The organism is Erwinia sp. Eh17-17 (assembly GCF_039675725.1).
In the GTDB taxonomy this organism is placed as follows: Bacteria; Pseudomonadota; Gammaproteobacteria; order Enterobacterales; family Enterobacteriaceae; genus Erwinia.
In genome coordinates, this window is the sequence record NZ_JBDFQT010000014.1 from 23728 (window position 1) to 36126 (window position 12399).

The window sequence follows — 12399 nt, forward strand, 5'->3', positions numbered from 1 at the left end:
ATTTATAATTTACTTGAAAAGTGCGATATTTTTCACTGCAACTGATGCCTTTTTCAGAATTACTTGTATATTATATAAATAATGTTGCTATAATGTAATAAAATACAGAGGGTTAGGTGGTTTTATCCTGATTTTATAACTGCCCTCCCTTTTTTATAAGGCAGATTCCCCTGTCATCAGTGCGCTATTGCACTGAGTGAAAGGCCTCACCTGAAATCAACTACGATTAACAGTGTGTGGCGCCGGGGTGTCGGTATCACGTTGACTTCCAGGAGAAAAATAACGTTGTTAACCCTGCTTAATCTTCTTTCTGCTGTGGCGCTGCTGGTGTGGGGAACGCACATCGTGCGTACCGGCATTATGCGTGTCTATGGTGCCGATCTCCGACGGGTGCTGAGCCGCAGTGTGGCAAAAAAACCAATGGCGTTTCTCGCCGGAATTGGCGTTACCGCGCTGGTACAGAGCAGTAATGCCACCACCATGCTGGTGACCTCATTTGTGGCTCAGGAACTGGTGGGGTTAACGCCTGCGCTGGTGATCATCCTGGGGGCTGATGTGGGTACCGCGCTGATGGCGCGTATTCTGACGTTCGACCTCTCCTGGCTTTCACCGCTGTTTATCTTCTTTGGCGTGGTGTTTTTCCTTGGGCGTAAGCAGACGCGTGCCGGACAACTGGGGCGTGCCAGCATTGGTCTGGGGCTGATTCTGCTGGCACTGCAGCTAATCGTGGCCGCCGCCACACCGATCACCCAGGCGGCCGGAGTGAAGGTGCTGTTCTCCTCATTAACCGGCGACGTGATGCTCGACTCGTTGATTGGTGCGCTGTTCGCGATTATCAGCTATTCCAGCCTTGCCGCCGTCCTGCTGACCGCGACGCTGACGGCGACAGGCGTCATCTCCTTTAAGGTGGCGCTGTGTCTGGTGATCGGGGCCAATCTGGGGAGCGGGCTGCTGGCGATGCTGAATAACAGCGCCTCAAATGCGGCTGGAAAGCGCGTGGCGCTTGGCAGTCTGTTATTCAAGTTTATCGGTTCGCTGCTGGTGCTGCCGTTTATCGACCCGCTGGCCGCGCTGCTGGAAAAACTGCCGGTCAATGATGAAGAGTTAGTGATCTTCTTCCATGTATTTTACAACCTGATCCGCTGTGTGGTCATGGTGCCGTTTGCCGACCCAATGGCCAGACTGTGCAAACGCCTGATTGGAGAGGAAGCGGAAACTGACCTGCGCCTCAAGCCGCGCCACCTCGACCCCGGATCGCTGGATACCCCAGCGCTGGCGCTGGCCAATGCCGCCCGTGAAACGCTGCGGATGGGCGACGTCCTCGAACAGATGCTGGCGACCTTCAGTAAAGTGATACACGGTGAACTGCGTGAAGACCGTGAAATTCGCAAGCTGGACGATGATGTTGACGTGCTGTACACCGCTATCAAGCTCTACCTGGCGCAGATGCCGAAGGAGGACCTGCCGGAAGAGGATTCACGGCGCTGGGCGGAAACTATCGAGATGGCGCTCAACCTGGAAATGGCGGGCGATATTCTTGAACGCATGAGCGGAGATGTCGCCGACAAATCGCTGGCGGCGCGACGGGCGTTTTCACTGGAGGGGATGAAGGAGCTGGATGCGCAGCTGGAGCTGCTCACCAGTAATCTGCGTCTCAGCCTGTCGGTGTTTTTATCACGCGATATCACCAGTGCCAAACGTCTGCGCCGGGCTAAACACCGCTTCCGCATTACCAACCGCCGTTATTCTCATGCGCACGTTGACCGGCTGCATCAGCAAAACGTTCAGAGCATTGAAACCAGCTCGCTGCATCTGGGGCTGCTGGGCGACATGAAGCGCCTTAACTCGCTGTTCTGCGCGGTGGCCTATAGCGTGCTGGAACAGGCGGATGATGATAAAGATGAAGATTAAGCCATTGTGAGCGCAGGGGGCGGGCAGGTCCGCCCCCGACAGCTTATTTTTTCTTAATGGGCTTACCGGACCAGTAACCCGCCAGCAGCGAACCTGACAGGTTGTGCCATACCGAGAACAGTGCGCCCGGCAGGGCCGCCAGCGGCGAGAAGTACAGTTTGCCGAGTGCTGCCGCCAGGCCGGAGTTCTGCATGCCGACTTCCAGCGCCAGCGTGCGGCAGGTGGATTCGTCGAAGCCAAACAGCTTGCCCCCCCAGTAGCCCCCCAGCAGCCCAATCGCGTTATGCAGGATCACCGCAACAATCACCATCAGGCCCACGGAGCCGATAAAGCCCTGGCTACCCGCCACGACAGCGCTGATGATTAGCAGAATACACACCATTGAAAACGCCGGCAGATAAGGCTCGACGCGTCTCACCACGCTGTTCATGGTGTGGTGAATAATCAGGCCGAGACCGATTGGCACCACGACGATTTTGACAATACTCAGCAACATGCTGACCACATCGACCTGAATATGAGTATCAACATAGAACCTGGTCAGCAGCGGGGTGGCAAACACGCCAACCAGCGCCGAGACGGAAGAAATGGTCACCGACAGCGCCACATCCCCCTTCGCCAGATAGATCATCACATTCGATGCGGTGCCGCTGGCCACGCTGCCGACCAGAATCATTCCGGCGGCCAGGTCGGGCGGCATATGGAACAGCTTAGCCAGGCCCCATGCCGCCAGCGGCATCACCAGATAGTGCAGGAACGTCCCGGCCACGACCGGAGCCGGGCGGGTCAGTACGCGTTTGAAATCGCCGATGTTCAGCGTTACGCCCATGCCGAACATAATCAGCATCAGCAGGTAAGGCACATACGGCCCCATCCCGGTGAAGCTGGTGGGAGTGTAATACGCAGCAACAGAGAGCAGGACTGCCCAGAGCGGGAACAGCCGGGTGACAGTGGCGAGCATAGCCGTGAATCCTTATTAGAGTTGTTGATTAAGCGGAGAAAATTGCCATAGCACAAGATAATGAACAGAGGATCATAGCATTAAAAACGGGGTGAAAAGTCAGCGAGTTCGGGCTGATATAAAGCAGAAAACCCCACGTGCGTGGGGTTGAGGTAGCACAGCGTCCTGCTGCCGTAAGCGTCGTAAAAACCGGACTGAGCCCGGTTATCCGTTTACTCGAACAGGTTGCGGTGCAGCGTCTGTACCACTTTTTCCGCATCGTTGCCCGGCACCAGGAAGCACAGGTTATAGCTGCTGGCACCGTAACAGATCATGCGCAGATTGAACGGGTCCAGCACGCCAAACACCTCTTTGCCCACGCCGCAGGCCTGCGAGAGTTTGTTGCCGATAATCGCAATCAGCGCCAGGTTCTCTTCCACTTCCACCCGGCAAAGCGAGGAAAGCTCGGTCAGCAGCGCCTGGGTCAGCAGGCTGGCACCCGTCGAGGTTGAACCGGTGGTGTCCAGCGTCAGCGCCACGCTCACTTCTGAGGTGGTGATCAGGTCGACCGAAATCTGATGGCGCGCCAGAATGCTGAACAGCTCGGCAAGGAAACCGTGCGTATGCAGCATGCTCAGGCTGTGCAGCGTCAGCAGCGTCTGTTTCCGGCGCAGGGCCAGCGCGCGGAACAGCGGTGGGTTCTCGGTTTTGTTACTGACAATTGTGCCGCCTGCCGAAGGGTCTTTGCTGGAGCCAACAAACACCGGAATATCACGGCGTACTGCTGGCAGCAGCGTCGCAGGGTGCAGCACTTTAGCACCGAAAGTCGCCATTTCGGCGGCTTCTTCGAAGGTAATCACATCGATGCGCTTCGCCGCCGGCACCACGCGCGGGTCGGTGGTGTAGATACCCGGTACATCGGTCCAGATATCAATACGTTTTGCATGCAGCGCTTCGCCCAGCAGTGCCGCGGTATAGTCGCTGCCACCGCGGCCCAGCGTCGTGGTACGCCCTTTCTCTTCACTGCCAATAAAACCCTGAGTGACAATCAGTGCTTCCGCAATACGCGGTTGCAGCTGCGCGCCGGCCAGCTCGGACAGCGTGCTCACTTCCGGCTCGGCACGGCCAAAGCGGTCGTTGGTGCGCATCACTTTACGGACGTCGAACCACTCCGCTGGCACATCGCGTTGGCGCAGGATCTCAACAAACAGCAGGGTCGACATCAGCTCACCGTGGCTGACCAGTTCGTCAGTCAGTGCCGTTGAGGTCGCCAGCGAGGCCGCTTCGGACAGCATGGTGATATTTTCAAGCATGCGGTCGATCTCTTCACGGATCACCGCTGGCTGATTAAGCGAATCAATAATGGCGTACTGAATACGGCGGATCTCATCCAGCAGGTAAGCGCGTTGTTCCTGCTGCTGGCCCTCGGCCAGAGAAACCAACAGATTAGTCACGCCCGCCGAGGCGGAAAGAACCACCAGACGAACGTCCGGGTTGGACAGCACGACGTCGGCGCTGCGGTTCATCGCCTGGAAGTCGGCTACGCTGGTGCCGCCAAATTTCGCTACGATCAGATTTTGAGACATTACGATGACTACCTTCGTGTCAGGATTTATTCCATCAGCTTGGCACAAGGAAAGAACGCAACGGGAGAGGACGTAGAAGGAAGGCTACGAATCACCCAGAAGCGCCCCACCTCGCCGCCCGACTACCGGACGTTGCTGGTGACAACCCAGAGGATTCAGCCCCTGCGGTCGATACGCCCCACACCGTGTGGTTGATACCTCGGCGTCGCTCCCCATCATGTATTATCACCGGATACGGTTCCTCCAATACACTGCCTGGGCGACGCGCCTCTTCTGGCTTATGCAATGCATAAGTTGCGCATACAAATATCGGGTTATGCTACGGCTGTCAACGCTTGTCGGCCGATGATGATTCCTTTTCGTCAGACCCCGGCAGGTATCACTGCTGCTAATCGTTTTTGCTACAAAAAACACCTTTTAGACCATAAGCATCAATTCTTAATAGCGCGCTCCGGGCTATAATTTTCCCCCGGAAAAGGGTATGAATAGTCATCGCGTGAGACCCTCCGCAGTAACGGAAACCAAATCGTGGCGGGATGATAGCTGTAACCTGTTGCAGGAAAAGGGGAGCCGAACACCCGTAACAGGTAACATGTCATCCGGTCTGAATTACTGTTCTTAAATAAAAAGAGTGTGTTGCTATGAAAAATATCAATCCGACACAAACTGCTGCCTGGCAGGCGTTACTTCAGCATTTTGAACAAATGAAAGATGTCAAAATTGCTGACCTTTTCGCTAAAGATGCCAACCGGTTTGCTGCCTTTTCTGCCACGTTCGACGACCAGATGCTGGTAGATTTCTCGAAGAACCGCATCACCAGTGAAACCCTCGACAAGCTGCAGGCTCTGGCGAAAGAGACCGATCTTCAGGGTGCCATTAAATCGATGTTCTCCGGTGAGAAGATCAACCGCACGGAAGATCGTGCCGTGCTGCACGTCGCCCTGCGTAACCGCAGCAACACGCCAATCGTCGTTGATGGCAAAGATGTGATGCCGGAAGTGAACGCAGTGCTGGAGAAGATGAAAGGCTTTTCTGAGCGCATCATCGGCGGCGAGTGGAAAGGTTTCACCGGCAAACCGATTACCGACGTGGTGAACATCGGCATCGGCGGGTCTGACCTGGGGCCATTTATGGTCACTGAAGCGCTGCGCCCGTTCAAAAACCACCTGAACATGCATTTCGTCTCCAACGTTGACGGCACCCATATTGCAGAAACGCTGAAGACGCTGAGCCCGGAAACCACGCTTTTCCTCGTGGCATCAAAAACCTTCACCACCCAGGAAACCATGACCAACGCCCACAGCGCGCGTGACTGGTTCCTGACCTCTGGCGGCCAGGACGATGTGGCGAAGCACTTTGCTGCGCTGTCGACGAACGGTAAAGCCGTTGCTGAGTTCGGCATTGATACCGCCAACATGTTCGAATTCTGGGACTGGGTCGGGGGGCGTTACTCCCTGTGGTCTGCCATTGGGCTGTCGATCATTCTTTCTATCGGTTTCGCCAATTTCGAGAAACTGCTCGAAGGTGCGCACGCGATGGACCGCCACTTTGCCGACACGCCGGAAGAGAAAAATCTGCCGATCCTGCTGGCACTGATCGGTATCTGGTACAACAACTTCTTCGGTGCTGAAACCGAAGCTATCCTGCCTTATGACCAGTACATGCACCGTTTTGCCGCTTACTTCCAGCAGGGCAATATGGAGTCGAACGGTAAATACGTTGACCGTGCCGGTAACCCGGTTTCTTACCAGACCGGCCCGATTATCTGGGGCGAGCCTGGCACCAACGGCCAGCATGCGTTTTACCAGCTGATCCATCAGGGTACCAAGCTAGTGCCGTGCGACTTTATCGCTCCGGCGGTATCGCATAACAAATTGGGCGATCACCACAGTAAACTGCTGTCGAACTTCTTTGCCCAGACCGAAGCGCTGGCGTTTGGTAAAGCGCGTGACGTAGTGGAAAAAGAGTTTGCTGATGCCGGTCTGGATGCTAAATCCGTTGAACATGTGGTGCCGTACAAAGTGTTCGAAGGTAACCGCCCGACCAACTCTATCCTGCTGCGTGATATCACCCCGTACAGCCTCGGCGCGCTGATTGCGCTTTACGAGCACAAAATCTTTACCCAGGGCGTGATCCTCAATATCTTCACCTTCGATCAGTGGGGCGTGGAGTTAGGTAAACAGCTGGCTAACCGCATTCTGCCAGAGCTGACAAATGCGGAACCGGTTAACAGTCACGACAGTTCGACCAATGGTCTGATTAACCGCTATAAATCCTGGCGTTAATCGCGACTGGCGCACCGGGCTTTTTCCAGCCGACCCGCGCCAGTGGTCTACACCACGACTGCCGAACCCCCATTTTCTGGGGGGTTTTTTATTTTCTGGAAAAAACTGGACCTGGTTGACAGCGCGGTTTTTCGGAGTACGGCGAGGGGCAGGGGCTGGGCGCAAGATGTCATACTGATTACACGACAATTTTTCATCCCAAAGATGAGTAAAATCTGCGTAAGGGGGATGGGCTTATTCCTAAAAATACCTAAAAACACGCCATTTTGAGACAGATTATTCTTAAATAAAAGGCTGGAAAATCGTGGTAAATCATTAAAGAGAAAATGCTTATCCTCATGATTTTTATTATTTTAATTCCTTTATATTATTATTTACTCGCGCTACGTCACTGATATCAACACTGCACCCGTTTTTACACCTTCCATACGATAAATAAAGTAAATATTGGCATTAAGCCCTGTTTAATCTTATTTTGCAGACATATATCTTTACATTTGTCATGTTGGCAGTCTTTTATCATTCCTCTTTCTCCTGTTCTGCCGTTCCGTCCGGTGCGCTGCTTTCTGGAAATTAATTCCCCATACTGGAGTCGCCAGACACCATCCAGGTCCTGGTATCCATTCATTTAATGAAGGGAAAGTGTGATGAAAAAAGTCATATGGGCTACTGCAGCCATAGTGTACTTAGCAAGTGCAACGGGCGCGTTCGCCGCTGAAGCTGCCGGTGCGCCACCGGTTGAAGCCGGTGCTGCTGCCGGTGCTGATGCTGGTGCGATGTCGGCGGGTGCAACGACCGCTGTTGGTATCGGTGCCGTTGGCGCGCTGGCCGGCATTGCGCTGGCAGCGAGCAGCGGTGGTAATGGTTCCAACACCGGAACCACGACCACGACCACCACAAGTACGACCCGCTAAGTACAAAAATTAATCATAACCACACATTTGTGTGGTTATTTTCCGCCTTGTTCTACTTTGCTCAGGGACTCTCACAGTTGCGAAACCTACCACTTCTGCTGCTCTGCCTGCTGCTTCAGGCCTGTACACAAACGCAAAAAGGACTGGGTGAAACCGTCAAGCTGGCTTTTCTTGGCGCTGACGACATCCAGATGACTAACGAACAAATTGACGCGATGCCCTACGCCAGCATGTATCTGCGGGTGAATGGAGGTCAGCAAATCTTTGTGGTGCTGGGCTTCAACGAAAACGGACAGCAGAAATGGATCACCCGCGATAAAGCCATGCTGGTGACCCAGCAGGGGCGTCTGGTGAAAACCCTTGGCCTGGCAGATAACCTGAACGAAGTCAGTAACCTCGAAAACGATCCGCTACGCGATGCGCTGCACCTCACTGAAGGGGCAAGCTGGACCCGTACCCTGAGCTGGACGCAGGACGGCAAGCCTCAGGCCGATACCGCGATTTCCCACTTTACCCGTCAGAAAGACGAGGTGCTGCAACTGGCTGGTCAGTCAGTTGCCTGCCGCGTCTGGCAGGAAGACGTGTCCACGACGGAAAACGGTCGCTCCTGGCGCAATACGTTTTGGGTCGATATCTCCAGCGGGCAGGTGCGTCAGTCACTGCAAACGCTGGGAGCTGACTACCTCCCTGTTGAATCCACCATTCTGAAGCCTGCGAAATCATGAAAAAAATAACCCTTATTCTCGCAGGGATGGTGGCATCGCTGTCGCTGCACGCCCAGGCCGATGGCCGGGTGAGCATCTTCTATCCCGGACAGGCACAGCCTGTAGCGGTCGACCACGTGGCCAACCTTGCACAGCTGGTGGCGCGCCCGGAGCTGGCGCAGAAAACCTGGTGGCCCGGCACGGTGATCGGTGAAAAGCTGGCTACGGCGGTGGCGCTACAGCAGCAGCAACAGCTGCTGGCACGCCTGCAGACCTGGCGCGATCGGCTGAAAAACGACGATGACGCTGAACAGGCGGCCGTGGTTGAGAACGTGCGCCAGCAAATTGCTGCGCTGAAGGTGACGGGACGGCAGATCGTCAATCTGGACCCGGACTGGGTGCGCTTAAAGCCGCAGGCTAATCGCACGCTGGAAGGGGAATACAGCGTATATACCCTGCAACGACCAACCTCAGTCACGCTCGCGGGCGTGGTGGAGCAGGCCGGTAAAACCCCGTGGGCGGCAGGGCGTTCCGCCGTTGAGTATCTGGATGCGCATCCGCGCCTGAGCGGCGGTGAGCGCAATACGGCACAGGTGATCTCTCCTGCGGGCGATGTGACAGAGGTGCCGGTAGCGTACTGGAACCGCCGTCATTTTGAGCCGCAGCCGGGCAGCATCATCTTTGTAGGCTTCTCTTCCTGGACGCTGCCGAGCGCCTATGCCGATCTCAACCAGCAGATCGTTTCTGTTCTGACGCACCGGATCCCTGACTGATGAAAAAACGTTATCTTCTCAGCCTGCTGTCACTTTCCGTCGCCTGTGCCTGCCAGGCTCAGGCTGCTACCTACCCGGACCCGATTGGCCCGTCGCAGTCAGACTTTGGCGGCGTTGGCCTGATGCAGGTCCCGACTGCGCGTATGGCCAAAGAGGGCGAGTTCAGCCTGAACTACCGCTATAACGATCAGTATCACTTTTACTCCTCCTCGGTGCAGCTGTTCCCGTGGCTGGAAGCCACTATCCGCTATACCGATGTGAAAACCCGCGAATACAGTGCGGTGTCCAGCTTCTCCGGTAATCAGACTTACAAAGATAAGGCGTTCGATCTCAAGCTGCGCCTGTGGGAAGAGGGCTTCTGGCTGCCGGAAGTCTCCGTCGGTTCACGTGATCTCGGCGGCACCGGGCTGTTCGACAGTGAATATCTGGTGGCAACCAAAGCCTGGGGGCCGTTTGATTTTACCCTCGGCCTCGGCTGGGGCTACATCGGTAACAGCGGCACCATCAAGAACCCGTTCTGCTCGGCCAGTGAAAGTTACTGCTACCGGAGTGAAGGCAGCGGAACGGCCGGCTCGGTGAGCGGCGGCGAGATGTTCAAAGGGCCAACGGCGCTGTTCGGCGGGATTGAGTATCAGACCCCGTGGCAGCCGCTGCGCCTGAAAATGGAATATGAAGGCAACGACTACCAGGATGACTTCGCCGGGCGTCTGGAGCAGAAGAGCAAGGTCAACGTCGGGGCGATCTACCGTATTACCGACTGGGCAGATGTGAACGTCAGCTATGAGCGTGGCAACACCTTTATGGCCGGCTTCACGCTGCGTACTAACTTTAACGACCTGCACCAGAACCAGCGCGATACGCCGAAGCCGGAATATAATCCGCAGCCGCAGGATCGCTTCCTTGAACCTACGGTGACGGCCAATCAGCTGACCGACCTGAAGTATAACGCCGGGCTGAACGCACCGAATATCCAGGTGGACGGCAGCACGATGATCGTCACCGGGGAGCAGTATAAGTACCGTGATACGCAGCGCGGCGTCGATCGCGCCAACGTCATCCTTGCCAACCATCTGCCGCAGGGCGTGGATACGCTGCGGGTGACGCAAACGCGCAGCCATATGCCGCAGGTCACCACCGAAACCAACGTGGGCAGCCTGCAACGCCAGCTGGCAGGTTATCCGCTGGGGCGTGAAGAGACGCTGCAGCAGCAGCGGGTTAATCCGGTGGATCCGGGGCATACCGAGCAGGGCTTCCGCATCGATGGCGATCGCCTGAACTACAGCCTGTCGCCGGTGCTGAACCAGTCGGTGGGGGGGCCAGAAAGTTTCTACCTGTACCAGGTGGGCGTGATGGCGAACGCCAGTTTCTGGCTGACGGACCATTTACTGCTGGACGGCAGCCTGTTTGGCAACCTTGCCAACAACTACGACAAGTTTAACTACAACGGTGCCCCGTCAGACTCCACGCTGCCACGTGTGCGTACTCATATTCGCGACTACGTTGAAAACAACGTTTACGTGAATAACCTGCAGGCCAACTACATGCGCGAACTTGGCAATGGTTTCTACGGCCAGGTCTATGGCGGGTATCTGGAAACCATGTATGGCGGTGCCGGTGGCGAAGTGCTGTACCGTCCGCTGGATGCCAGCTGGGCGATTGGCGTGGATGCTAACTACGTCAAGCAGCGTGACTGGGACAACATGATGAAGTTCAACGATTACAGTGCCAAAGTCGGCAATGTGACCGGTTACTGGCAGCCGTGGTTCATGCGTAACGTGCTGGTGAAAGCCAGCGTCGGGCAGTATCTGGCGGAAGACAAGGGCGTGACGGTCGATGTGTCGAAGCGCTTCGACAGCGGGATTACCGTCGGGGCTTATGCTACGAAAACTAACGTTTCGGCAGAAGATTACGGCGAAGGTGATTTCACTAAGGGCTTCTACATCTCTGTACCGATGGATGTCTTCAGCGTTTCACCAACCCGTGGCCGTGCGCAGGTTAACTGGACACCGCTGACGCGTGATGGCGGGCAGATGCTGGGCCGTAAGTACCAGCTGTACGATATGACGAGCGACCGCGACGCCAATTATCGTTAGTTCACGGTTTAATACCGGGCGACCTATTTTCCTGGTCGCCCGTTCTTCGCGTCGCATGTTAATCCTCATCGAAATGTTGTGATCTGCATCACACTCAAGCATATTGTTATCCGTCGGCATTCCCGACGGATAACAATATGCTTGAGGCACACCATGACTTCCCAGGAACGTAACACGCCTGCCACGCGGCTGGCCTTTGCCCTGCAAATGGTTTTAAACACCGGCCTGATTGTTCTGGCCTGTATCCTGATCATCTTTCTTGGCAAAGAAACCATCCATCTTGGTAACGTGCTGCTGAATACCGGAGAGCAGACCTCCTCCTATCTGCTGATTGAAGGTATCGTGATCTACTTTCTCTACTTTGAGTTTATCGCGCTGATCATTAAGTATTTCCAGTCCGGCTACCACTTCCCGCTGCGCTACTTTGTTTACATTGGTATCACGGCCATTATTCGCCTGATTATCGTTGACCATAAAAACCCGTTTGATACCCTGGCCTATGCGATCGCTATTCTGATCCTGGTCGTTACGCTGTGGCTGGCCAACAGCAACCGTCTGAAGCGCGAATAACCGGAAAATCAGCCACAATTTCGTGGCTAAATGCCCTGCTTTGATAGGTTTGCCGCCAGCGTCTGCGTTACACTGACGCATCGAAGATTTTGCGGAGAAGTGTTATGGCTGAGAACGCGCTGTCGCAATTGCGCGCGATCAACTGGCTGCCGGATTCATCCCCCCTGTTAACCGCCCCCCTGCTGGACTGGCTGATGGAAGTCGATTCCATGACCCGTCGCTTTGAACGTCACTGCCAGCAGGTGACGGTTAACCTGCTGCGCGAAGGATTTATCAGCGCGCAGGAAGCGGCAGAGGATATCGCACTGTTACCGATGGAACCGCGCTACTGGCTGCGGGAAATCGAACTTTGCGGTGACGGGGTGCCCTGGCTGGTGGCGCGAACACTGGTGCCGGAATCCACCCTGAACGGCCCGGAGCAGAAGCTGCAACAGCTGGGCACGGTGCCGCTGGGCCGCTACCTGTTTGCCTCCTCAACCCTGACGCGTGACTTCATTGATGTTGGCCACAGCGCCGAACTGTGGGGAAGGCGTTCGCGCCTGCGGCTGTCGGGGAAACCGCTGTTACTGACCGAACTGTTTTTACCGGCTTCCCCGCTCTACGCCAGCCTGGAGGCAAAGTAG

At 55.6% G+C, this 12399-nt stretch carries 10 protein-coding genes and 1 riboswitch; of the genes, 8 read left to right on the top strand and 2 right to left on the bottom strand.

Annotated elements, in window-relative coordinates:
- Positions 1–285: 285 nt before the first annotated feature.
- A complete protein-coding gene (locus tag ABEH87_RS20905) occupies positions 286–1911 on the top strand; it encodes a Na/Pi cotransporter family protein (protein WP_346579245.1) in 1626 nt (541 codons plus the stop codon).
- 43 nt (positions 1912–1954) lie between these two features.
- On the opposite strand, the gene panS is transcribed toward ABEH87_RS20905, so the two are convergent.
- Together panS and lysC are read right to left on the bottom strand one after the other, a co-directional pair.
- On the bottom strand, positions 1955–2872 hold the full coding sequence (panS, locus tag ABEH87_RS20910; protein WP_346579247.1) for a ketopantoate/pantoate/pantothenate transporter PanS: 918 nt from the start codon (positions 2870–2872) through the stop codon (positions 1955–1957).
- Between the two features lie 212 nt (positions 2873–3084).
- Entirely contained in the window at positions 3085–4437 is a 1353-nt protein-coding gene (gene lysC / locus ABEH87_RS20915; protein WP_346579249.1) for a lysine-sensitive aspartokinase 3, read from the bottom strand.
- A 91-nt stretch (positions 4438–4528) separates the two neighbouring features.
- Positions 4529–4718, bottom strand: a riboswitch (Lysine riboswitch).
- Positions 4719–5078: 360 nt separating this feature from the next.
- Here lysC and pgi point away from each other — a divergent pair.
- The 7 genes from pgi (at position 5079) to ubiC (ending at position 12399) form a co-directional block, all read left to right on the top strand.
- A complete protein-coding gene (gene pgi / locus ABEH87_RS20920) occupies positions 5079–6722 on the top strand; it encodes a glucose-6-phosphate isomerase (RefSeq protein WP_346579251.1) in 1644 nt (547 codons plus the stop codon).
- A gap of 647 nt (positions 6723–7369) precedes the next feature.
- Positions 7370–7636, top strand: a complete 267-nt coding sequence (yjbE, locus tag ABEH87_RS20925) for an exopolysaccharide production protein YjbE (protein WP_346579252.1) — start codon at positions 7370–7372, stop codon at positions 7634–7636.
- A gap of 77 nt (positions 7637–7713) precedes the next feature.
- The gene (locus ABEH87_RS20930; protein ID WP_346579254.1) at positions 7714–8361 is read left to right on the top strand and encodes a YjbF family lipoprotein; all 648 of its coding nucleotides are present in this window, start codon (positions 7714–7716) and stop codon (positions 8359–8361) included.
- On the top strand, positions 8358–9113 hold the full coding sequence (locus tag ABEH87_RS20935) for a capsule biosynthesis GfcC D2 domain-containing protein (RefSeq protein ID WP_346579256.1): 756 nt from the start codon (positions 8358–8360) through the stop codon (positions 9111–9113). Before ABEH87_RS20930 ends, ABEH87_RS20935 begins: the two co-directional genes overlap by 4 nt.
- Positions 9113–11206: a YjbH domain-containing protein gene (locus ABEH87_RS20940; RefSeq protein WP_346579258.1), complete on the top strand. Its 2094-nt coding sequence runs from the start codon at positions 9113–9115 to the stop codon at positions 11204–11206. The genes ABEH87_RS20935 and ABEH87_RS20940 overlap by 1 nt, the downstream gene beginning before the upstream one ends.
- Before the next feature lie 153 nt (positions 11207–11359).
- Positions 11360–11776 carry a phosphate-starvation-inducible protein PsiE gene (psiE, locus tag ABEH87_RS20945; RefSeq protein ID WP_346579260.1) on the top strand — a complete coding sequence of 139 codons (417 nt, stop codon included), beginning with the start codon at positions 11360–11362 and terminating at the stop codon, positions 11774–11776.
- A gap of 104 nt (positions 11777–11880) precedes the next feature.
- On the top strand, positions 11881–12399 hold the full coding sequence (gene ubiC / locus ABEH87_RS20950) for a chorismate lyase (protein WP_346579261.1): 519 nt from the start codon (positions 11881–11883) through the stop codon (positions 12397–12399).